At 71.2% G+C, this 23,137-nt stretch carries 18 protein-coding genes; 15 read left to right on the top strand and 3 right to left on the bottom strand.

What is annotated here, in order from left to right:
- Positions 1 to 14 precede the first annotated feature (14 nt).
- Together ACN26Z_RS24570 and ACN26Z_RS24565 are read right to left on the bottom strand one after the other, a co-directional pair.
- Positions 15 to 1,034, bottom strand: a complete 1,020-nt coding sequence (locus ACN26Z_RS24570) for a TAXI family TRAP transporter solute-binding subunit (protein WP_282237197.1) — start codon at positions 1,032 to 1,034, stop codon at positions 15 to 17.
- Between the two features lie 17 nt (positions 1,035 to 1,051).
- A complete protein-coding gene (locus ACN26Z_RS24565) occupies positions 1,052 to 3,136 on the bottom strand; it encodes a TRAP transporter permease (RefSeq protein ID WP_421464714.1) in 2,085 nt (694 codons plus the stop codon).
- Between the two features lie 714 nt (positions 3,137 to 3,850).
- Here ACN26Z_RS24565 and ACN26Z_RS24560 point away from each other — a divergent pair.
- Entirely contained in the window at positions 3,851 to 4,996 is a 1,146-nt protein-coding gene (locus tag ACN26Z_RS24560) for a YihY/virulence factor BrkB family protein (RefSeq protein ID WP_421463552.1), read from the top strand.
- Between the two features lie 68 nt (positions 4,997 to 5,064).
- On the opposite strand, the gene ACN26Z_RS24555 is transcribed toward ACN26Z_RS24560, so the two are convergent.
- Positions 5,065 to 5,265 carry a hypothetical protein gene (locus tag ACN26Z_RS24555; protein WP_282237199.1) on the bottom strand — a complete coding sequence of 67 codons (201 nt, stop codon included), beginning with the start codon at positions 5,263 to 5,265 and terminating at the stop codon, positions 5,065 to 5,067.
- Between the two features lie 719 nt (positions 5,266 to 5,984).
- Here ACN26Z_RS24555 and ACN26Z_RS24550 point away from each other — a divergent pair.
- The 14 genes from ACN26Z_RS24550 (at position 5,985) to ACN26Z_RS24485 (ending at position 23,057) form a co-directional block, all read left to right on the top strand.
- Positions 5,985 to 7,163 carry an ROK family transcriptional regulator gene (locus ACN26Z_RS24550; protein ID WP_093401396.1) on the top strand — a complete coding sequence of 393 codons (1,179 nt, stop codon included), beginning with the start codon at positions 5,985 to 5,987 and terminating at the stop codon, positions 7,161 to 7,163.
- Complete coding sequence (locus tag ACN26Z_RS24545; RefSeq protein ID WP_421463551.1) at positions 7,160 to 8,740, top strand: sugar ABC transporter ATP-binding protein; 1,581 nt, start codon at positions 7,160 to 7,162, stop codon at positions 8,738 to 8,740. Before ACN26Z_RS24550 ends, ACN26Z_RS24545 begins: the two co-directional genes overlap by 4 nt.
- Positions 8,737 to 9,843 carry an ABC transporter permease gene (locus ACN26Z_RS24540; protein WP_282237201.1) on the top strand — a complete coding sequence of 369 codons (1,107 nt, stop codon included), beginning with the start codon at positions 8,737 to 8,739 and terminating at the stop codon, positions 9,841 to 9,843. Before ACN26Z_RS24545 ends, ACN26Z_RS24540 begins: the two co-directional genes overlap by 4 nt.
- 90 nt (positions 9,844 to 9,933) lie before the next feature.
- Positions 9,934 to 10,986, top strand: coding sequence for a substrate-binding domain-containing protein (locus ACN26Z_RS24535; protein ID WP_421463550.1), 1,053 nt, complete (start codon positions 9,934 to 9,936; stop codon positions 10,984 to 10,986).
- A 54-nt stretch (positions 10,987 to 11,040) separates the two neighbouring features.
- The gene (locus tag ACN26Z_RS24530) at positions 11,041 to 12,216 is read left to right on the top strand and encodes a Gfo/Idh/MocA family protein (RefSeq protein ID WP_421464713.1); all 1,176 of its coding nucleotides are present in this window, start codon (positions 11,041 to 11,043) and stop codon (positions 12,214 to 12,216) included.
- Between the two features lie 500 nt (positions 12,217 to 12,716).
- Positions 12,717 to 13,877 carry an inositol-3-phosphate synthase gene (locus ACN26Z_RS24525; protein ID WP_421463549.1) on the top strand — a complete coding sequence of 387 codons (1,161 nt, stop codon included), beginning with the start codon at positions 12,717 to 12,719 and terminating at the stop codon, positions 13,875 to 13,877.
- On the top strand, positions 13,861 to 14,838 hold the full coding sequence (locus ACN26Z_RS24520) for an SCO3242 family prenyltransferase (protein WP_282237204.1): 978 nt from the start codon (positions 13,861 to 13,863) through the stop codon (positions 14,836 to 14,838). The genes ACN26Z_RS24525 and ACN26Z_RS24520 overlap by 17 nt, the downstream gene beginning before the upstream one ends.
- On the top strand, positions 14,835 to 15,770 hold the full coding sequence (locus ACN26Z_RS24515; RefSeq protein ID WP_421463548.1) for a sugar phosphate isomerase/epimerase family protein: 936 nt from the start codon (positions 14,835 to 14,837) through the stop codon (positions 15,768 to 15,770). Before ACN26Z_RS24520 ends, ACN26Z_RS24515 begins: the two co-directional genes overlap by 4 nt.
- A 70-nt stretch (positions 15,771 to 15,840) precedes the next feature.
- Entirely contained in the window at positions 15,841 to 16,458 is a 618-nt protein-coding gene (locus tag ACN26Z_RS24510) for an EboA domain-containing protein (RefSeq protein ID WP_421463547.1), read from the top strand.
- Entirely contained in the window at positions 16,458 to 17,309 is an 852-nt protein-coding gene (locus tag ACN26Z_RS24505) for a TatD family hydrolase (RefSeq protein WP_421463546.1), read from the top strand. The genes ACN26Z_RS24510 and ACN26Z_RS24505 overlap by 1 nt, the downstream gene beginning before the upstream one ends.
- Entirely contained in the window at positions 17,309 to 18,520 is a 1,212-nt protein-coding gene (eboE, locus tag ACN26Z_RS24500; RefSeq protein WP_421463545.1) for a metabolite traffic protein EboE, read from the top strand. Before ACN26Z_RS24505 ends, eboE begins: the two co-directional genes overlap by 1 nt.
- A complete protein-coding gene (locus tag ACN26Z_RS24495) occupies positions 18,517 to 19,905 on the top strand; it encodes an alkaline phosphatase family protein (RefSeq protein WP_421463544.1) in 1,389 nt (462 codons plus the stop codon). The genes eboE and ACN26Z_RS24495 overlap by 4 nt, the downstream gene beginning before the upstream one ends.
- Positions 19,902 to 20,969, top strand: coding sequence for a polyprenyl synthetase family protein (locus ACN26Z_RS24490; protein ID WP_421463543.1), 1,068 nt, complete (start codon positions 19,902 to 19,904; stop codon positions 20,967 to 20,969). Before ACN26Z_RS24495 ends, ACN26Z_RS24490 begins: the two co-directional genes overlap by 4 nt.
- A gap of 369 nt (positions 20,970 to 21,338) precedes the next feature.
- Positions 21,339 to 23,057: a ThuA domain-containing protein gene (locus ACN26Z_RS24485; RefSeq protein ID WP_421463542.1), complete on the top strand. Its 1,719-nt coding sequence runs from the start codon at positions 21,339 to 21,341 to the stop codon at positions 23,055 to 23,057.
- Positions 23,058 to 23,137: the final 80 nt, after the last annotated feature.

Here is a 23,137-nt window from a genome sequence, read left to right as displayed (position 1 = left end):
CCGGCCGCCGTCGGTCAGCTCGCGCCGAGGTCCTGCAACGCCTTGGCCGCGCCCCGGTGCAGACCGACCGGGTCGGTCTTGCGGGCGGTGTCCAGGGCGATGCCCTTGGCAGCGGGATTGGCCTGGGCCAGCGCGTCCTTCTTCTCGAACACGGTCCGAGTGATCGCGCAGGCCACGTTGGCGTCGAGGTCCTTGCGGACGAGCAGCACGTTCGGGACCACGATGGTCGGGGTGTCCGCCACTGTGGAGTACACGTCCTTGCCGATCATGCCGGCCTGGTACGCGGGGTTCAGCTCGCTCATCTTAGGCAGCAACGGCGTGATGTCGATGAATTTGACCTTGTCACCAGCGGTGGTGAACAGGTCGGTGAGGCCGCCGGTGGGCAGCCCGCCGGACCAGAAGAAACCGTCGACGGTGCCGTCCTTGACGCCCTCCACGGTCTTGGTGAGGTCGAGCCGCTGGGCCTGGACGTCCGTGGCCGGGTTCAGGCCGGCGGCCTCCAGCAGCCGGTTCGCGATGACCTCGGTACCGGACTTGGGGGAGCCCGTCGAGATCTTCTTGCCGCGCATGTCGGCCACCGAGTTGATCCCCGCGTCGGCCCGGACGACCACCTGGGTGTAGTTGTCGTAGATCCGGGCCAGCGCCTCGACCGGCTGCGGTGCGCTGAAGCTGTCCTTGCCCTCCACCGCGTTGACGGCCGTGTCGAACAGCGAGAAGGCCACGTCGTACTGGCCACCGACGAGCTGTTCGATGTTCTGGACCGATGCTCCGGTCTCGGCTGCGGTGCCGGTCAACCGGCCGCCGGTGCTGTCCGCAAGCTGCCCGGCCAGGGCGTTGCCGACCACGTAGTAGACGCCGGTGGCGTTACCGGTGGCGATGCCCACCCGGGTGTTCTCGGCCACCTCACAGGTGACGGCGCTCGCGGTGTCGTCCGTGGCCGCGGCGTCCTGGCGGCCTCCGCAACCGGCGGCGCCGGCGGCGACGAGGGTGAGGACTCCCACCCCGGCGACGAGCCGCGCGTTGATCCGTCCCACAGTGTCTCCTTCCTGGGTCATGCCGGTGATCCGGCTCGCGTTCCGCCGGAGGGGCCGGCGGATCCGCGTCGTATGAACACGCCCACCGCCATGACGCCGGCCAGCACGGCACCGATCGCGACGGGCACGGGTTGCAGCCAGAGCAGCGTCAGTCCGGCGGCACCGCCGATGACGCGTTCCGGCGCGCCCGCCGCGCCGACGCCGGGCAGCCAGCCGCCCGCCGCGACGGCCAGCACCGCGACACCGAGGGCCGTGACAACGGCCGCGACGAGGATCCGCCGGGGGCCGCCGATGCCGAGCAGGCCGAGCCCGGTCGGGGTGATCACGAATGCCAGCGGAATCAGGTACGCCGGCAGCGCGTACCGCAGGGTGTGCCACATGGTCGGCACCAGTCGTCCACCGGTGACCGCGGCGGCGGCGACGGCGGCGAGCGCGGTCGGCGGCGACACCTCGGACAGCACCGCGAAGTAGAAGACGAACATGGCGGCGGCGGGAGCGCTGACCCCGAGGTCCAGCAGCGCCGGCCCGATGATCACCCAGCCGATCACGAACGACGCGGTCACCGGGACCGCCAGGCCGAGCAGGCTGAGCGCGACGGCGGCGAGCAGCGCGGTCAGCGCGAGCACCACGGCCGGCTCGGAGCTGACCGCGCTCGCGGCGCCGACCAGGAGTGCGGCGGCCTGCGGACCGAGCCCGGTCTTGGTGGTGGTGGCGGTGATGACGCCGGCCGCCGCGCAGACGACGGTGACGGCGAGGACTCCGCGTACGCCGTTGGAAAGCGCCGCGACCAGTCGGGCGGGGGTGAGCCGGTGACTGCGGTCCAGGAAGGACAGGACGATCGCGAGGACGGTGGCCAGCACCACGGCACGGGTCGCCGACAGCCCGACGGCGAGCAGCCCGACGATGGCGAACAGCGAGGCGAAGTGATACCCGGACCGGGCCAGCAGCCGCCAGGCGGAACCGGCTGCGAGGGATGCCGCCCGCACTCCGGAGCGGCGTGCGTCGATCTCCACCGAGAGCACGATGCCGAGGTAGTAGAGGACGGTCGGCACCACCGCCCAGCCGAGTACCTGGAGGTAGGACACGCCGAGGTACTCGGCGATGATGAAGGCCGCCGCGCCGAGCGTCGGTGGGGACAGGATGGCACCGACGCCGGCTGCGGCGAGCATGCCGCCGGCCCGTTCCGCCGGGTACCCGGCACGGCGCAGGATCGGCCAGGTGACCGCGCCGATGCTGACGGTGGTCGCCGCACCGGAGCCGGAGACGGTGCCGAGCAGGAAGCCGGAGGCCACCGCCGTACGACCGGCGGCGGTGCGCGAGCGCCGGAACGCCGCGGCGGACAGGTTCACGAAGAACCGGCCGGCGCCGGAGAGATCGAGCACCGCCCCGTAGATGGTGAACAGCACGATGTACGTGGCGGCCACGTCCAGCGGGGTGCCGTAGAAGCCGCTGTCGGAGTTGTAGAAGGCGTCGACCAGTTGCCCGAAGTCCAGCCCGGCGTGCGCCACCGCCCAGGTCTGTGGCAGCAGTCCCCCGTAGTAGCCGTAGCCGAGGAAGAGCAGACAGACGGCGGGCAGGATCCAGCCGGTGGTGCGTCGGCAGCCCTCCAGCAGCAGGAACAGCAGGACGCTGCCCATCGCCACGTCCATCCCGACCAGCAGCCCCTGCCGGTCGAGGAAGGCGTCGTAGCCGCCGCCACCGCCGGCCAGGGCGATCGGCAGCACCGGGTACAGGCAGCCGGCCAGCGCCGCGGCGGCCATTAACCAGTCGACCCGGCTGGGCCCGGACCCGGTCGGCCTGGATCCGCCGGACCCGGTCGCGTCGGGTGCCGACGCCGACGAGGCTCGACCTGCGAACAGCTCCCGCAGGCGGCGAGGCGGCCGCAGGTCGGCCGGGTAGACGAGGAAGACCAACGGGAGTACGCCGGCGAGGAAGAAGATCAGGTAGTACTTGCTGCCCTGGGCCAGCGGCCGGAACACCTGCCAGAGCGCCAGCAGGCTGATCGCCAGGGTGGCCGCGGTCAGTGCGAGAGCGATTGGTCCGGTCAGCACCCGACCCGGCTTCTCGTCCTCGAACCGCCCGGCGATGTCGACCGGATCGATCTGGACCGGATCGGTCCCGACGGCGGGTGCCTCCGCCTCCGCGACTCGGCTGTGTCCGCCGCGACGCTCAGGTCCGGAATCTTCGGTGAATCGGATAGCCGACACGAGGGGGGACGATACGCGAATTGACTCCACGTTGGGGGACATAGTCGCACATCGCTTCGCTGAGTGACTTTACATTCTTTCAAGTCATGCGTCGCGGCAATAATTAAGAATAGCGTTCATGATTGGCCCGGACGTGCCGATGGAGGTAGGGCTGGTCGCCGGAGAGGGCAACGACAGCTGTCCGTTTTATCGGGTTAGCGGGCATCTTGCGGGCGGATTTGTCGACTAGAAAATCTAGTCGAGTGATTACTCTCCGTGTATGCAACTACGGTAGGTGTCGCTCCGAACCGGCTGGGTTGTCGCCTGCTCGACGTCCTCCGGAAGATTGACGCGGCCGGTCCCGGGGCGCATCGCCGGCCGGTGGGCCGATCCCGGCGGGCGAGGCACGACCAATTCCCCGCAGTGATCGCATTCGTCTGAGCCGGTGGATGGGAAGCATCGTAGGCGCATTTCCCGGGTCTGCCCGAAACCGGAACCGCGCCGACCGTCTCGCACCCTGGCCCGAGGCTTCGGGCCAGCCGGGCGAGCGGCTGCCCGGTGGGGTTACTTCACGTCGGTCGCTGGGCATGTCTCCTCAACCAGCACCGAGCGGAGCCGAGGGGAGAGGCGATGGCCTCCGAGGAGTCTTCCCGTCCAGACCGGCGTGACCCGGGGCTCGACACCGCCCCCGAGGGGCAGCGGGACGAGTCGGGTGCCGCCCGCGCCCGCGCGGAGCGGCCGGACGACCGTGACCGCGAGGGGCGGCGGGACGAGTCGGGTGCCGACCGCGACCAGGTGCCGGTAGGGCGCGAGGCAAGTGACCCGCCGGCACATCCGGGCCGGTTGTCGCGGGGCGAGTGGCTGGCGGCGGTGCGCCGGACGGTGCGCGAGTTCGGCGACGACAGCCTGACCGACTGGGCCGCGGCACTCACCTACTACGGGGTGCTCTCCATCTTCCCGGGCCTGCTGGTGCTGGTTTCGCTGCTGGGCCTGCTGGGCGCGGCGGCCACCCGGACGGTACGCGACACCGTCGCGGAGTCGGTGCCCGAGGAGAACATCCGCATGATCCTCGATGCCGCGATCGAGCAGGCCCAGCAGAACGGCGGGTTGGCCGGTATCGCCGCGATCATCGGTCTGCTCGCCGCCTTCTGGTCCGCCTCCGGTTACGTCGCCGCCTTCATGCGTGCCTCCAACGCGATCTACGACGTGCCGGAGGGGCGACCGATCTGGAAGACCCTGCCGATCCGGGTGGGGGTCACCGCGCTGGTCGGTGTGATGCTGTTGGCCAGTGCGGTGATCGTGGTCTTCACCGGCCGCTTCGCCGAGGAGGTCGGCGCTGCGCTGGGGGTGGGGAGCACGGCCGTGGCGGTGTGGGACATCGCCAAGTGGCCGGTGCTGCTGCTCCTGGTCAGCCTGATGTTCGCCATCCTCTACTGGGCGTCGCCGAACGCGCGCCAGGGCGGCTTCCGCTGGGTGAGCCCGGGTGGGGTGCTGGCGGTGCTGATCTGGCTGCTGGTCTCCGGCCTGTTCGCCTTCTACGTCGGCAACTTCGGCTCGTACAACAAGACCTACGGGGCGCTGGCCGGGGTGATCATCTTCCTGGTCTGGCTCTGGTTGAGCAACATCGCGATCCTGTTCGGTGCGGAACTCGATGCCGAGCTGGCGCGGGCGCGGGCGATCAGCGGCGGCCTCCGGCCGGTCGACCGGGAGCCCTACGTTGAGTTGCGCGACGATCGCAAGCTGCGCTCGAAGGAAGGTGGCGGGCGTGCCGGCTGAGGGTCGTCGCCGTGCCTCGGGAGCGCTGGGGCACGGCGACGATCTCAGCTGCGTACTGCGATTGACTGTCAGCCGCAGGCCGAGACGAGACACCAGGCGTTGAGCGTGATTTCCTGGTAGTCCCTGACCCGGTGCCAGCCGGGACGATAGGTGCTGCCAATCTTGTCGCAATAAATGTAGCCGCTCGGCACCTGGAACCCGTCGGTGTTTCGGAAATCGTAGTGGTAGCTGGAATCGGAAGCGGTGCCCTGCCCGGCCGGGAGCATCATCGTCTTTGTGTTTGAAGGCCAGTTCCCGGAGATTTTCAACTACCTGCCGAGCCAGTTCTTCACCTCTCCGCAAAAGACCCCAGCGGCGCAGTTGCCGAGCGGCGTCACGTCTCGCTGGTGGAGGATCGCAGCAGCTCAGAGAGCTCGCCTGGGGTCGTCCTGCGGTCGGCTGACGGTGCGCTGCCCGCGGTGGTCGACGGTGCCGCATCGGCTCGGGCGGCTGGGGTGACCAGTAGCGTGGCCTACAAAGCTACAGCCGTCGCCCGATGGCCCGTGTTCGTGGATTTCCGCCCTGTGTGCGGACCCGAGGAGGGTGCGCATCGTCAACGAACGTGTCGTCGGTATTCCCCCGTGTCTGGTCGGGGCGCTACCTTCGGTGTCAATCGGTGTGACGCGACTACATTGACTGGCGTTTCTGTTTATGGGCCGGGCTGGCCGGACGGATTTGCGCAATGTCCTCGCCCGGACGCATGTCATTCGACACCTGTCGTCGTGCGTCTGCTGGTGCGACGAGGGTCGATGGATTGGCTGCGGCGGGGGTGCTGGCCTGCGGCTCGGGCATGGTGTCGACCCGCGGGTAGCTTTTGCTAGATCCAGCAAAAGTTGGGCACAGATTGGTTCTAAGGTCTGGACAGGGTGCACTGAAGCCTCCTACTGTGTCGGGCACCACACGTCGGCATTTCGTCGATGTGAACACCCCCGGTGGGAGAGGTGAGCCCGTGCCCAACGCCGACCCCCTGCACGTCCGGTTGTTGCGGTTGTTACGCGACGAGGGAGCGCTGTCGCGGGCCGAACTCGCCGACCGTCTGGAGATGCCCCGGCCCCGGTTGCTCGCCGAACTGGAGCGGCTGGTCGCCCTCGGCTACGTGGCGGAGGCGGGCAAGGCGGCCTCCCGGGGCGGGCGTCGGTCGACGCTTGTCGAACTGAGCCCCGAGCTGCGTTTCGCCGCCGTCGACCTGGGTGCCAGCTCGATCGACGTCGAGGTCGTCAACGGCCGGCTGGAGCCGGTGGCAGCGTACGCGGAGGCGGCCGACATCCGGTCCGGCCCGAAGGCGATCCTCCAGCGCGTCAACGAGCTGCTGCACAAGGCCCGGGTCGACGGCGTCTACGAGCGACTCGACGCGGTCGGTATCGGTGTGCCCGGCCCGGTCAGCTTCCGCGACGGAGTGCCGGTCTCGCCGCCGATCATGCCCGGCTGGGACCGTTTCCCCGTCCGTGAACTGCTCACCCGCGAGCACGGCTGCCCGGCGGTGGTGGACAACGACGTGAACATCATGGCCATCGGCGAGCGGCACGGCGGCGTGGCCCACTCGGTCGACGATTTTCTCTTCGTCAAGATCGGCACCGGTATCGGCTGCGGGATCTACCTCAGCGGCGACGTCTACCGGGGTACCGACGGGTGCGCCGGCGACATCGGCCACATCCAGGTCGACCCGCAGGGGTCGATCTGTTCCTGCGGCAACGCCGGCTGCCTGGAGGCGCTCTTCAGCGGGGCGGCCCTCGCCAAGGACGCCACCGCCGCCGCGCGGGCCGGCACCTCACCCGCCCTGGCCGAACGGCTGGAGGCCAACGGCTCGGTCACCGCTCTCGACGTCGCCGCCGGGGCGCTCGAAGGGGACGTGACCTGCATCCAGCTCATCCGCGAGGGGGGACGGCGGGTCGGCGGCGTGCTCGCCGGGCTGGTCAGCTTCACCAACCCCTCGATGATCGTGATCGGCGGCGGACTCGCCCAACTGGGGCACATCCTGCTCGCCGAGATCCGCAGTGTCGTGTACCGCCGCTCGCTGCCGCTGGCCACCGGGAACCTGCCGGTGGTGCTCTCCGAGCTGGGCCCGCGGGCCGGTGTGGCCGGCGCCGCGGTGCTCGCCAGCGACCTGGCGTTCGGGGAGGCGGCATGACCGGGCAGGACATCGCGAGCGGGACTGGCGCGTCGCCGGACCCGGCGACCACCGGCGCGGGCGAGGTGGTGCTGCGCCTGACCGACGTGGTCAAGACCTTCCCCGGCGTACGCGCCCTGGACGGCGTGCAACTGGAGGTCCGCGCGGGCGAGGTGCACTGCCTGCTCGGGCAGAACGGTGCGGGCAAGTCCACCTTGATCAAGGTGCTCGCCGGGGTGCACCGGCCGGACTCGGGGCACATCGAGTGGCGCGGCGACCGGGTCGCCTTCGCCAACCCGCAGGCCGCGATGCGCGCCGGGATCGCCACCATCTACCAGGAACTCGACCTGGTCGATGACCTGTCGGTGGCGGAGAACGCCTTCCTGGGACACGAGCCCCGTCGGCTCGGGTTCATCCGTCGGGGCCACATGGCCAGCCGTACCCGCCAGATCCTCGGCCGGCTCGGCCACGCCGAGATCCCACCGGGCCGGATGGTGCGGGCACTGCCGGCGGCCGGCAAGCAGGTGGTCAGCATGGCCCGGGCGCTGTCCCACGAGGCGCGGCTGATCATCATGGACGAGCCGAGCGCCGTGCTCGCCCACGACGAGGTGGAGAACCTCTTCCGGATCATCCGCGAACTAACCGCGCAGGGCATCGCGGTCATCTACATCTCGCACCGGTTGGAGGAGATCCGCGAGATCGGTGACCGGGTGACCGTACTCAAGGACGGCCGGACCACGGCGGCGAACCTGCCGGCCCGCGAGACCCCGACCAGCGACCTGGTTTCCCGGATGACCGGCCGGACCATCGAGTACGTCTTCCCGGACCGCGCCGCCGACACCGTGATCGGCGACGAGCTGCTCCAGGTCAACGGGCTGACCCGCCACGGCGAGTTCGCCGACGTGTCGCTGTCCGTCCGGGCCGGTGAGATCGTCGGCATTGCGGGCCTGGTCGGCTCCGGCCGCTCCGAACTGCTGGAGACGATCTACGGTGCCCGGGCGGCCGAGGCCGGTTCGGTGCGGATGGCCGGCCGGACGCTGCGGCCGGGCAGCGTCGGCGCGGCGGTGAAGGCCGGCATGGGCATGGCCCCTGAGGAGCGCAAGAGCCAGGCGCTGCTGCTCGGCGAGCCGATCTACCGCAACGTCACCCTCGCCACCTTCGGCCGCTACGCCCGCTTCGGCTTCACCGACGTGAGCCGGGAACGGGCGGAGGCCGACCGGATCGCCGAGAGCCTGGAGATGCGCCCGCGCGACGTCCGCCGGGCGGTACGCACGCTCTCCGGCGGCAACCAGCAGAAGGTGGTGGTCGGTCGCTGGCTGCTCGGCGACACGAAGCTGCTGCTGCTCGACGAGCCCACCCGAGGGGTGGACGTCGGCGCCCGGGCCGAGCTGTACCAGGTGATTCGGCAGCTCGCGGCTCAGGGGGTCGGGGTGCTGCTGGTCTCCAGCGAGGTGCCCGAGGTGCTCGGCCTGGCCGATCGGGTGCTGGTGATGCGCGAAGGGCGGGTCGTCCGGACCGCCCCCGCCGACGAACTCGACGAACCCACCGTGCTCGACCTCGTGATGGCGGGGTCCCTGATGGAAGGCGCAGCGGCATGACCGATAGTCCGCCCACGACTAAGCTGCCGGCGCAGTCGCCGCCGGTGGACCCGGCCGAGACCGAGGCGGCGGGGCACGCCACGGCGGGCCCCACCGGCGGGCTGTCCTGGTGGCACGGCGACGGCGGTGAGGGCGCCAAGCGGAATCTCGCCCTGATCGGTGTGCTGCTGGCACTCTTCGTGATCGGTGCTGCCACCCGCTGGGACCTGTACTCCAACCCGGACTGGGTCTGGGCGAACATGCTCAGCATCCTCAAGCTCGCCTCGGTGGTTGGCGTGGTCACCGTCGGGATGACCTTCGTGATCATCGGTGGTGGCATCGACCTCTCGGTCGGCGCGATCGTTGCGCTGGCCGGGGTCTGGTGCACCACGGTGGCGACCCAGAGCTTCGGCGCCGGCGGGATGATCTTCACCGCGATCGTCGTCGGGGTGGCGGTCGGCCTGGTCAACGGGACGCTCATCGCGTACGGGCGGCTGGTGCCGTTCATCGCGACGCTGGCCATGCTCGTCGCCGCGCGCGGGTTGGCCGCCGAGATCTCCCAGAAGCAGACCCAGATCTCGCAGAACAGCACCATCAACGGCATCGCCAGTACCGATCTGCTCGGTATCCCGCTGCTGGTCTACATCCTGGCGGCCGTGGTCGCCGCAGGCTGGGTGTTGCTCAACCGCACCACCTTCGGGCGGCGCACCGTCGCCGTCGGCGGCAACCCGGAGGCCGCCCGGCTGGCCGGCATCAACGTCCGGCTGCACACCCTGCTGCTGTACGCGCTGTCCGGCCTGTGCTGCGGCATCGCCGCCATCATGCTCACCGCGCAGGCCACCTCCGCCCAGGCGGCGATGGCGAACCTCTACGAGCTGGACGCGATCGCCGCTGTGATCATCGGCGGCACGCTGCTCAGCGGCGGGCGGGGCACCATCGTCGGCTCCCTGCTCGGTGTGATCATCTTCGCCACCATCACCAACCTCTTCGCCATCAACGGCCTCTCCACCGAGGCGCAGAACATGGTCAAGGGCGGCATCATCGTCGCCGCCGTCCTGATCCAGCAGATCCAGTTCGGCAGTCTCTCCCAGTTCTTCCGTCGTAACCGGCTCACCACGAGCTGAGCACCACCGCATCCGGGCCACCCGAACAACCGACGGTGGTCGGGCTTCGTACACCCAAAATCCCCACCAGTGAATAACCAGGAGGTCGTCATGACCCAGCACAGTCGCGACATGTCGCGGCGCCGGCTGCTCTTCGGCGGGGCGGCCGTCGGCGCCGGCGTACTGCTCGCCGGTTGTACCAGCAACGAGCAGTCGCCGACCGAGGCACAGACCAAGGCGGCCGACGGCAACGCCAACTCCGAGCCGGGCAAGCAGGTGACCATCGGCTTCTCCGCGCCGGCCGCCGACCACGGCTGGATCGCCGCGATCACCAACAACGCCAAGTCGCAGGCCGCCGCGTACTCCGACGTGGAGTTCAAGACGGTCGAGGCCGGTGCGGACGCGGCGGCCCAGCGGGCGGCACTGTCCACCCTGATCTCGCAGAAGCCCGACGTGATCGTGCTGCTGCCGCACGACGGCAAGGAGCTGAACTCGTTCGGGCTGGAGGCGATGGCGGCCGGCATCCCGGTGGTCAACCTGGACCGGGCCTTCCCGGACGCCAAGGCGTACCGCCTGCAGATCAAGGGCGACAACTACGGCATGGGCGTCTCGGCGGCCACCTTCATCGTCGAGCAGCTCAAGGCCAAGGGCGTGAGCAACCCGGTGATCGCCGAGATCGCCGGGATGGACGAGTTGGAGCTGACCCAGGAGCGTACCCAGGGCTTCAACGACACCCTGGCCCAGCACGGCCTGAAGGTGAAAAACCGCCGGGCGGCGCGGTTCACCGCCGACTCGGGCCAGCAGGAGGCGAGCCAGCTGCTCCAGGCTGAGCCGAAGATCGACGCGATCTGGAACCACGACGACGACCAGGGCATCGGTGTACTGGCCGCGATCAGCCAGGCCAACCGCAACGAGTTCTTCATGGTCGGCGGCGCCGGCTCGAAGAAGGCGATGGAGGACATCCAGGCCGACAACACGGTGCTGAAGGCCACGGTGACCTACAGCCCGTCGATGGCGTCCTCGGCGATCTCGCTGGCCCGCCTCATCGGCCAGGGCAGGGGCATGTCCGACCTGGTGGAACTCCAGGTTCCGAAGGAGATTGTCCTCGCCTCCGAAACGATCACCAAGGAGAACGCGAGCAACTACCTCAAGCTCGGGTTCTGACACAACGGGGGGAGACCCACCTTGTCCACGACAAACAACGAACTGCGGGTCGGCATGGTCGGCTACGCGTTCATGGGAGCCGCGCACTCGCAGGCGTGGCGCACCGTGAACCGGGTGTACGACCTGCCGGCGCGGGCCCGGATGGCGCTCATCTGCGGCCGGGACGCCGGGAAGGTGGCCGACGCCGCCGACCGGCTCGGCTGGGACGAGCACACCACGGACTGGCGGGAACTGGTGAACCGCCCGGACATCGACGTGGTCGACATCTGCACACCGGGTGACAGCCATGCCGAGATCGCGCTGGCGGCGCTGGCCGCGGGCAAGCACGTGCTGTGCGAGAAGCCGTTGGCAAACACGGTCGCCGAGGCCCGGGAGATGGCCGCTGCGGCGGCCACCGCCCAGGCCGGCGGGGCGCGGTCGATGTGCGGCTTCAACTATCGGCGGGTGCCCGCGGTGGCGCTGATGCGTCAGCTCATCGCCGACGGGCGGCTCGGCGAGATCCGGCACGTCCGGGCCACCTACCTGCAGGACTGGATCGTGGACCCGCAGTTCCCCCTGGTCTGGCGGCTCCGCAAGGAGGTGTCGGGCTCCGGTGCACTGGGCGACATCGGTGCGCACATCATCGACCTGACCCAGTACGTCACCGGACAGCGGATCAGCGGGGTCAGCGCGGTGACCGAGACCTTCGTCAAGGAGCGGCCGTTGCCGGCCGAGTCGAGCGGGTTGGCGGCGCAGGCCGACGGGGCCGGCGCCGCCACCGGCCCGGTCACCGTCGACGACGCGGCGATCTTCGTGGCCCGTCTGGACGGCGGGGCACTGGCCACGTACGAGGCGACGCGGTTCGCCACCGGGCGCAAGAACGCCCTCCGTGTGGAGATCAACGGTTCGCTCGGCAGCGTCGCCTTCGACCTGGAACGCCTCAACGAACTGGAGTTCCTCGACGCCACCCGGCCCGCCGCCGAGCAGGGTTTCAACCGGATTCTGGTGACCGAGGCCGAGCACCCGTACCTGTCGGCCTGGTGGCCGCCGGGGCACATCATCGGGTACGAGCACTCCTTCACCCACCAGATGCGCGACTTCATCGAGGCGGTGGCGACCGGCGTCGACCCGTCGCCCTCGTTCGTCGAGGCGTTGCAGGTGCAACTGGTGCTGGACGCGGTGACCCGCTCGGCCGAGCTGGGCTCCTCCTGGGCCGCGGTGGAGCCGTCGATGGCGACGGCCGCCGCCTGAACCACCTCCGGAGCCGACCGGCGAGGATCGGCCACGGTTGCGCCCCGTGGCCGGTACGGGTCGGGTCCGGAGGTCGTGCTCCCGGGCGACCGGCGGCACGAGCAATGCGGCTCCTCCGGTGCGGCCGGACCGGGATTCCCCGGCAGCACCGGAGGGCCGCCGCCCACCTACCAGTCCGCTGACCACCCACCTGGAGACTCCCGCCGCAAGGCGGACCGTGTCCGACGAGTCGTCCGACCGGGACACCGTCGTCCCGGCCGGGCCGGATGCGGGGGAGGCAGGGGCGAGACGCCGACTGCCCCTGCCTGCCAGCCCCGTCCGACCGACCCACCCGGTACGCCGGCCCGACGTCGTCGCCGCCGACCTCGGCGCCGGCCGGCGAGTACCCACCGGGGGGCGGCGGACGGGGCGCATCGGCTTAACCCGTATCTTTTTCAACTTTTTCCTGATATCAAGATGCAATCGATGCTTGTCGGTTTCTGGACACCGGAAGGAGCGCCATGCGTACAGGTGTCTGGCTGGTGGGAGCGCGTGGCTCGGTCGCGACCACCAGCATCGTCGGGGCGCTCGCGCTGCGTGCCGGGCTGACCGGGCCGACCGGCTGCGTCACCGAACTGCCCGGGGTCAATAGCCCCGCCCTGCCGGGCTTCGCCGACCTGGTCTTCGGTGGCCACGACGTGGCCGTCACGCCGATCGCCAAGCGCGCCGAGGCGCTCGCTGACGCCGGTGTACTGCCGGCCCGCCTGGTCGCCGCGCTGCCCGAGGAACTGTCCGCCGTGGAACGGGAACTGCGCCCCGCGCCCACCGCCGGGACCCAGGCCGACCGGGCCGCCGCGCTCGTCCGCGATCTCACCGCCTTCCGGCAGCGACACGAGTTGGCCCGGGTGGTGGTGGTCAACGTGGCCGCGACCGAACCGGCGCCCCGCCCGCATCCCGGGCACGCCGACGCGGACGCGCTGCGGGCCGCTCTCGCCGGCCCCGACGAGGTGCTGCCCCCCAGCTCGCTCTACGCGTACGCAGCCGTCGCGGCGGACTGCCCGTACGTCGACTTCACCCCGTCGACCGGTCTACGGCTGCCGGCGCTGACCGCGTTGGCCGACCGCCACGGCGTGCCGTACGCCGGCCACGACGGCAAGACCGGGGAGACCCTGCTCAAGTCGGTGCTCGCCCCGATGTTCGCGATGCGTCACCTCACCGTCCGGTCCTGGTCCGGGCTCAACCTGCTCGGCGGCGGTGACGGCGCCACCCTCGCAGATCCCGACGCCAACGCCGCGAAGGTGCGCAGCAAGCAACGGGTGCTCGGCGAGACGCTCGGTTACCTGCCGCAGGGCGACACCCGGATCGGGTACGTCGAGGAACTCGGTGACTTCAAGACCGCCTGGGATCTGATCACCTTCGCCGGGTTCCTGGGCACCGGGATGCGGCTGGAGTTCACCTGGCACGGCTGCGACTCGGCGCTGGCCGCCCCACTCGTGCTCGACCTGGCCCGGCTCACCGCCGCCGCGCACGCCGCCGGCCGCACCGGGCCGCTTACCGATCTGGCCTTCTTCTTCAAGGATCCGCTGGGCACCGCGACGCACTCGCTGGCCGACCAGTGGACCCGGCTGTGCGCGTTCGCGAGCAGCCTGGACGCCGGAGGCATCGATGCCACGCGTGGCTGATCTGGCCGAGCTGGTCCGCGCCCCGGCCGCGCTCTCCGTACCCGGGGACGTGGTCGCCGGCGCCGCTGCGGCCGGCAGCCTCGGTCCGCGTACCCCCGCCCTCGCCGCCGCGTCGGTGCTGCTGTACTGGGCCGGCATGGCCGCCAACGACTGGGCCGACCGCGAGCTGGACGCCGTGGAACGCCCCGAGCGGCCGATACCGAGCGGCCGGGTCGGTCCCGGTCTCGCGGTCGGCCTCGCCGCCGGTCTCACCGTGGCCGGCGTCGGGCTCGCCGCCGCAGCTGGCGGACGGCGCGCCACCGCCGTCGCGTTGCCGCTCGCCGCCGCCGTCTGGGGGTACGACCTGGCGGCCAAGAACACCGCCGCCGGCCCCGCCGTGATGGCCACCTGCCGGGGGCTGGACGTGCTGCTCGGTGCCGCCGGGGGTCGGACGGCGCGGGCGTTGCCGGCGGCGGTCACCGTCGCCGCGCACACCTGGACCGTCACCGCGCTGTCCCGCCGGGAGGTCAGTGGCACCGACCGCGCCCTGCCGCTGCGTACCCTCGCCGGCACCGCCCTGGTCGCGGCGAGCGCCGCGCTCCCGCCCGGTCGCCAGCTCACCGCGAGCGGCACCCGGGCCGGTGGTCCGGCGGAATCCGGCCGGCGCGCCCCTGTGGTCCGCGCCGACGGTCAGCGAACCGGCGACGTCGGAATCGGTCGGCGTGCCCTTGACGCGGCGGCGGTGGCGCTGCCGGCCGTCCTCGCCGCCTGGTACACCGTTCGCTACGGCACCGCGCAGGCGCGGGTGGCGGCCGAGCCCACCGCCGCGCGGGTCCGCTCGGCGGTGGGCGCCGGCATCACCGGCCTGCCCGCCTTGCAGGGGGCGCTCACCGCCCGCGCCGGGTCCGGTCTGCTCGGACTGGCGGTGGCGGCGGCCGCGCCGTTGGGCCGGCGGCTGGCCCGGAAGGTCTCACCGACATGACGGCCGCCGGCACCGACACGGCCGCCGACGAACTGCGGTTCGGGTACGGGACCAACGGCTTCGCCAACCATCGCCTCGACGACGCGCTCGCGGTCATCGCCGATCTCGGTTACGCCGGTGTCGCACTCACCCTGGACCACGACCATCTCGACCCGTTCGCGCCCGGACTGGCGGGGCGCGTCGACGCCGTCGCCCGTCGGCTGGCCGAACTCGGCCTCGGCCTGGTGATCGAGACCGGCGCGCGGTTCCTGTTGGACCCCTGGCACAAGCACGCCCCGACGTTGCTGCACGACGACCCCGCGCTCCGGATCGAGTTCCTGCGCCGGGCGGTGGCGATCGGCGCGGATCTCGGCGCCGAGGCGGTCTCGTTCTGGGCCGGTGTCCGGCCGGGCACGGTCTCCCCGGCGGTGGCCTGGGACCGCCTGGTCGCCGGCTGCGCCAGCGTGATCGAGGCGGCGGAGGCCGTCGGGGTGACGCTTGGATTCGAACCGGAACCGGGCATGCTGGTGGCGGACATCGCCGACTGGCGTCGCCTGCACGCGGCCCTCGGCTCGCCGGCCCGCCTCGGCATCACCCTCGACATCGGACACTGCCGTTGCCTGGAGCCGCAGTCGGTGCCCAACTGTGTCCGTGACGTCGCCGCACACCTGGTCAACGTGCAGATCGACGACATGCGGCGGGGTGTGCACGAACACCTGGAGTTCGGTTCCGGCGAGATCGACTTCCCGCCGGTGCTGGCCGCGCTGCGCGAGATCGGCTACCGGGGCCTGGTGGCGGTCGAGTTGCCCCGGCACTCGCACGCCGCTCCCGCCGTCGCCGCCCGCTCGCTGGATTTCCTGCGCACCGCCGCCTCGCGGCACGCCCTTTGCTCTGCTTCAACCGGCGCACCGCCAGGCGTCCGCTATCCGGACAACGACCGACGCGTGGAGTGAAGCAGAGCAAAGGACGCACGCGGTAACACCGCCACGGCCGTCGACGGCGGCGGACGAGGGAGGAGACGCGATGACAGTGGACGAGCTGCGGGCGGCCCTGCGGGGCGTACCCGATCCGGACTGGTTGGCCACGGCCCTGGACCGCGTCGCGACCGACCCCACCGCCATCGCGCGGTTCTTCCCGGCGGCCGGTCGTCGCTGCGGGCGACACGACCTGCCCGACCTGCCCGGATGGACCGCCGACGAGGCCGCCCGGGCCGTGCTGCTGGCCAGCCTGCCCACCGACCATGCCGAGCAGGCCGAGATTCTCTACCGCACCGGGGACGCCGCCGAGAAACGGGCCGTGCTCAAGGCGCTGCCGCTGCTGCCGATCGGCGCGGCCGGAGTGGCGCTGCTGCACGACGCGATCCGCACCAACGACACCCGGTTGGTGGCCGCAGCCCTCGGCCCGTACGCCCGCCACCTCGACCCGTCGGCCTGGCGGCAGGCGGTGCTCAAGTGCGTCTTCACCGGCGTGCCGCTGGCGGTGGTGGCCGACCTCGACACCCGCGCGGACGGGGAACTGGCGGAGATGCTCGCCGCGCTGGCCGCCGAGCGCCGGGCCGCCGGTCGGAGCATGCCCGCCGACGCCACCGAACTGCTGGATCGGCTCACCGCCGCCAGCCAGCCCCAGCCCAGGGAGGTGTGATGCGGATCTTCGACCCGCACATCCACATGACGTCGCGCACCACCGACGACTACGAGCGGATGGCCGCCGCCGGCGTCCGGGCGGTGGTGGAGCCGGCGTTCTGGCTGGGCCAGCCGCGTACCAACGTCGGCTCGTTCACCGACTACTTCGACTCGTTGGTCGGGTGGGAGCCGTTCCGGGCCGGGCAGTTCGGGATCCGCCATCACGCCACGATCGCGCTGAACCCGAAGGAGGCCAACGACAGGCGTTGTCGGCCGGTGCTCGACGAGCTGCCCCGCTACCTGGAGAAGGACGGCGTGGTGGCGGTCGGCGAGATCGGGTACGACTCGATGACCCCCGAGGAGGACGACGCCTTCGCCGCCCAACTCGCCCTGGCCGTGGCGCACGACCTGCCAGCGATGGTGCACACCCCGCACCGGGACAAGGCCCGGGGTGTCGAGCGCAGCCTGGCCGTGGTCGCCGAGTCCGGCATCGCGCCGGAGCGGGTGGTGCTCGACCACCTCAACGAGACGACAGTGAAACTGGTCCGGGACACCGGCTGCTGGCTCGGCTTCTCCATCTATCCGGACACCAAGATGTCGCCGCCGCGAATGGTCGAGCTGCTCAAGGCGTACGGGACCGAACGGATGCTGGTCAACTCGGCCGCCGACTGGGGACGCTCCGACCCGCTGCTCACCCGGGCCACCGGCGAGGCGATGCTGCGCGCCGGCTTCACCGACGACGACGTCGACCGGGTGCTCTGGCGTAACCCGATCGAGTTCTACGGGCAGTCCGGGCGGCTCGACCTGACCGACGACGACTTCGCCGAGCCGACCTTCGCCGGCAACTCGATCCTGCGCGGCGGCAGCTGATGCGGCTACGGCACGCCGGCGGGCGCACCGTCCACCTCGGGTACTGCACCAACGTGCACCCCGCCGAGGACCTCGCCGGCATCGTCGCCCAACTGGACACCTACGCGGTGCCGATCCGCGAGACGCTCGGCGCCGACCCGCTCGGGCTGGGCCTGTGGCTGGCCGCTCCGGTCGCCGCCGAACTGGCCGCCGACCCGGCCGCCCGTCGTCGGTTGCGCACCGAGCTGACGGTACGCGGGTTGGAGGTGGTCACCCTCAACGGCTTCCCGTACGCCGCCTTCCAGGCACCGGTGGTCAAGGGCGCGGTGTACCGGCCGGACTGGACCACGGACGACCGGCTCGGGTACACCCTCGACCTGGCCCGGGTCCTGGCCGACCTGCTGCCCGACGACGCCGCCCGTGGCTCGGTCTCCACCCTGCCGCTGGCCTGGCGCGCGCCGTGGGACCGCAGCCACGCGGAGGCCGCCCGTCAACGACTCGACCGGCTCGCCACCGGACTGGCCGCCGTCGAGCGGGACACCGGCCGGCCGGTGCGGGTCGGTTTCGAGCCGGAGCCCGGCTGCGTGGTGGAGAGCACCCCGCAGGCCGTCGCCGCGCTGTCCGGAATGGACACCGATCGCCTCGGGATCTGTCTGGATCTGGCCCACCTCGCCTGCGCCTGGGAGGAGCCCGCCGCCGCTCTGGAGCGGCTGGCCGTCGCCGGCCTGCCGGTGGTCAAGGTGCAGGTGTCCGCCGCGCTGGAGGCGGCCGACCCGACCGCTGACGCCGCCGCCCTGCGCCGCTGGGTCGAGCCGCGTTTCCTGCACCAGACCCGCACCGCCGGCTGCGCCGCCGCATCGGCCGGTGGGCTGCGGGCCGCCGATCCGGCGGATCCGAGCTGGGCGGCCGACGATCTCGACGTCGCCCTGGACGCCGGGCTGCCCGGGCCGTGGCGGGTGCACTACCACGTGCCACTGCACGCCCCACCCGAACCACCGCTGGGCTCGACCCTGCCGGTGCTGCGCGCCGCGCTGGCCGCGCTCTTCACCGGTGCGGACGCCGGCTGCGACCACCTCGACGTCGAGACGTACACCTGGGGGGTGCTGCCGGCCGCGCGGCGCCCGCGCACCGACGCGGAGCTGGCCGCCGGGATCGCGGCCGAGCTGGCCTTCACCCGGGATGAGCTGGTCGCCCTCGGGCTGACCCCGCTAGCTGAGGCGGTGAGAGCATGAGCAGGCAGCTGGTGGTGCTCGATGTGGTGGGGTTGACCCCCCGGTTGCTGGCGCACATGCCCCGGCTCCGCGCGGTCGCCGACACCGGATTCCGCGCCGAGTTGGGCACCGTGCTGCCGGCGGTGACCTGCTCGGTGCAGTCGACCTTCCTCACCGGCGCCCTTCCGGCGGAGCACGGCATCGTCGGAAACGGCTGGTACTTCCGGGACCTCGGCGAGGTGCTGCTCTGGCGGCAGCACAACGCGCTGGTCGGCGGGGAGAAGCTGTGGCAGGCCGCGCGCCGCGCCCGACCCGGCTACACGGTGGCGAACGTCTGCTGGTGGTACGCGATGGGCGCGGACGTGAACTGGACGGTCACCCCGCGCCCGGTCTACTACGCCGATGGTCGCAAGGAGCCGGACTGCTACACGGATCCGCCGCAACTGCACGACGCGCTCACCGGCCGGCTCGGCACGTTCCCGCTGTTCACCTACTGGGGGCCGGGCGCGGGCCTGCCGTCGTCGCGTTGGATCTGCCGGGCGGCCGAGCAGATCCTCACCGAGTCCTCGCCCGATCTGACCCTGGTCTACGTGCCGCACCTGGACTACGACCTGCAACGTTTCGGTCCGTCCTCGCCCCGGTCCGCCGCCGCGGCGGCGGAGCTGGACGGCGTGCTCGCGCCGCTGCTGGACGCCGCGCAGAGCCGGGACGCGACGGTGGTGGTGCTGTCGGAGTACGGCATCACCGAGGTGTCCCGGCCGGTGGACGTCAACCGGCTGCTGCGCGCCGAGGGACTGCTGCGGGTGCACACCCAGGCGGGCATGGAGTACCTGGACCCGTGGACCTCGCGCGCCTTCGCCGTCGCCGACCACCAGATCGCGCACGTGTACGTGCGCGATCCGGCCGACGTGCCGGCGGTGGCGAAGCTCTGCGCCAGCCTGCCCGGGGTGGCCGAGGTGCTCGACGCCGACGGCAAGGCGGCCCACGGGCTGGACCATTCGCGCGCCGGTGAGCTGGTGCTGGTGGCCGAGCCGGACGCCTGGTTCACGTACTACTACTGGCTTGACGACGCGCGTGCGCCCGACTTCGCCCGGCTGGTGGAGATCCACCGTAAGCCCGGGTACGACCCGGCGGAGCTGTTCTTCGACCCCGCCGCGCCGGGTGCGGCGAAGCGCCGCGCCGGGGTCGCCTTGGCCCGCAAGAAGCTCGGGATGCGGTACCTGATGAACGTGGTCGGGTTGGATGCCGGCGCACGGGCGGTCCGGGGCTCACACGGACGGCTGCCCGCCGATCCGGCCGACGGGCCGGTGCTGCTCTGCTCCGACTCGTCGGTGGCCCGGGACCGGATAGCGGCCACGGAGGTGAAGGGGCTGCTGCTGGAACTGGCCGGGTTGGAGGGACGGTGACGGTCGCCGAGGCAGCTGTCGATTCCGCCGGGCTGCGGGCCCGCTTCGACGCCGAGCTGACCGCGTTCCTCGACCGGCAGGATCCGGACTGGCCGGACGGCGCGCCACGGGGCGTCTTCACCACATTGCACCGGTTCGTGCTGGCCGGCGGGAAGCGCCTGCGACCACTGTTCTGCTACTGGGGCTGGCGGGGCGCGGGCGGCCCGGACGGCACACCGATCGTGGTTGCCGCCGCCGCGCTGGAGCTGTTCCACGCCTTCGCGCTGATCCACGACGACATCCTGGACGGCAGCGACCGCCGCCGGGGGGAGCCCTCGGTGCACCGGATCTTCGCCGACCTGCACGCCCGCTCCTCCTGGCGGGGCGACCCCGAGGCGTACGGGCGCAACACCGCCCTGCTCTGTGGTGACCTCTGCGCCGCCTGGTCGGATCAGATGTTCCACGAGTGCGGGTTGAGCCCCGACCAGGTGCACCAGGGGTACGCCGTGTTCGCGCTGATGCGGACCGAGGTGATCGCGGGGGAGTATCTCGACCTGGTGTCCGGGGTGGGCGACGGCTCGGTGGCGAGCGCGCTCACGGTGATCCGGATGAAGGCGGCCCGCTACACGGTCACCCGGCCGTTGCAGATCGGCGCCGCGCTGGCGGGCGCCCCCGTCGAGCTGCTCGACGCGCTGGCCGAGTTCGGTGACCCGCTCGGGGACGCCTTCCAGTTGCGCGACGACGTGCTGGGGGTCTTCGGTGACCCGGCGGTCACCGGCAAGTCCGTCCTTGACGATCTGCGCGAGGGCAAGCCGACGGTGATGATGGCGCTGGCCCGCGATGCCGCCGACCGGGCGCAGGGCGCCCGGCTGCGCGAGCTGTTCGGCAATCCCGACCTGGACGCCGACGGCGCCGCCGAGCTGCGCGAGATCATCGAGAGCACCGGCGCTCGCCGGAAGATCGAGCAGATGATCCAGGTCCGCGCCGAGGCCGGGCTCGCGGCGCTGGAACACACCGAGGTGACCGCGGAGAGCCGGACCGCCCTGATGGAGCTGGCCGGCCAGGCCATCGACCGACAACGCTGAATGCCATCGACCGGCGGCGCTGAGCGCTGTCGCGCCGGAAGCCCTCTCGTACGGCTTTTGATCGAACTGACTAAAGTCGGCATCCGGCGGGCAAAAGATATAGACACATCAACGTATGACGTTTAGTGTCGTCGCTAGGACCAACACGTTTCGTCAAGGTAAACCGGCGTCGCGGCACCCCTCCTCGGCACCCCCGCTACGGCATTCGGCGCGACGGCGCGCGCCCCGCCCTGGCAGAGGGCGGACGGTACGAAAATCCAGTTGTGGGCGTGCAACGGGGGCGTCGCGCAGGTCTGAGGAGGGGCCCCTCGTCAACGCCTAGTGTTGGTAAGGGGCCCCTCCTGACACAACGATCGTTGGGAGAGCTAGATGCGAAAACTCCTCCGAACAACCGTCGGCCTGGCCACCGCCGCCCTCGCCGTACTCGCCTGCACCACACCGGCCACCCCGGCCAGCGCCGCCGACGCCCCGTACGACGTGCTGGTCTTCTCCAAGACGGCCGGCTTCCGGCACGACTCCATCGCGGTGGGCACCCAGACCATCCGGGACCTGGGCGCGGCGAACAGCTTCACCGTCACCGCAACCGAGGACGCCGCGGTCTTCACCACCGGCAACCTCGCCCAGTACGAGGCAGTGATCTTCCTCAACACCACTGGTGACGTGCTGAACAACAGCCAGCAGAGCGCCTTCGAGTCGTACATCAGCTCCGGCGGAGGCTACGTCGGCGTGCACTCCGCCGCCGACACCGAGTACGGCTGGTCCTTCTACGGCAACCTGGTCGGCGCGTACTTCCGCTCCCACCCGGCAATCCAGCAGGCCACCGTCCGGGTGGAGAACCGCGCCCACGCGGCCACCGCCCACCTGCCGCAGAACTGGGTCCGTACCGACGAGTGGTACGACTTCCAGAGCAACCCCCGCGCCAACGCGCGGGTGCTGGCGAACCTCAACGAGTCGACGTACTCCGGCGGTGTGATGGGCGCCGACCACCCGATCGCCTGGTGCAAGACGTACAACGGCGGCCGGTCCTTCTACACCGGCGGCGGGCACACCCAGGCGTCGTACGCCGAGCCAGCCTTCCGGGCGCACCTGCTCGGCGGCATCCGGTACGCAGCCGGCCGCACCAAGGCCGACTGCCGGCCGGAGACCGGCTACACCACCCTCTACAACGGCTCGACCAGCGGCTGGTCCCAGGCCGGGCCGGGCAGCTTCAGCAACTCGGACGCCACGCTGACCTCCGTCGGCGGGATGGGGTTGTTCTGGCACAGCGCCAAGCAGTTCACCAACTACTCGCTGAAGCTGGACTGGCGACTGGCCGGCGATGACAACTCCGGCGTCTTCATCGGCTTCCCACCGTCGAGCGACCCGAACTCCGCCATCAACAACGGCTACGAGGTGCAGATCGACCCCACCGACGCCGCTGACCGGACCACCGGCGCGGTCTACGGCTTCAAGTCCGCCGACCTCGCCGCCCGGGACGCCGCGCTGAACCCGGCGGGGGAGTGGAACACCTACGAGCTGCTGGTGGAGGGGGAGCGCCTCCTGGTCTTCCTGAACGGCTCGAAGATCAACGATTTCACCAACACCGACCCGGTCCGGTCGCTCGCCGGCCACATCGGCATCCAGAACCACGGCACCGGCGACGACGTCTCGTTCCGCAACATCCGGATCAGGGAACTCGGCGGCACGAACCCGCCGCCGGACGGTGACCGGACCGGTCGGATCACCGGACTGGCCGGCAAGTGTCTGGATGTGCGTAACGGCTCGTCGGCGAACGGCACGCAGATCCAGCTCTGGTCCTGCAACGGCGGCGCGGCGCAGACCTGGACGGTGACGCCGAACTCGACGATCCGGGCGTTGGGCAAGTGCCTGGACGTCAACGGTGCCGGGTCAGCCGACGGCACGAAGATCCAGCTCTGGACCTGCAACGGCGGTGGTGCGCAGGTCTGGTCGGCGCAGTCCAACGGCACCCTGCGGAACCCGAACTCGGGCAAGTGTCTGGACGTGTCGAACAACAGCTCCGCCGACGGGCAGGCCGTGCACCTGTGGACCTGCCACACCGGCGCCAACCAGCGCTGGGTCCTTCCGTAACCGAACCAGCGGTAGTGCCCCGGTGCGACGCTCACCCGTCGCGCCGGGGCACTTTCCTACCGCGCGCCGCCCGCCTAGAG

It is taken from the genome of Verrucosispora sp. WMMD703 (genome assembly GCF_049178935.1).
Classification (GTDB): Bacteria; Actinomycetota; Actinomycetes; order Mycobacteriales; family Micromonosporaceae; genus Micromonospora; species Micromonospora sediminimaris.
This window is presented reverse-complemented; position numbering and strand designations above follow the sequence as displayed.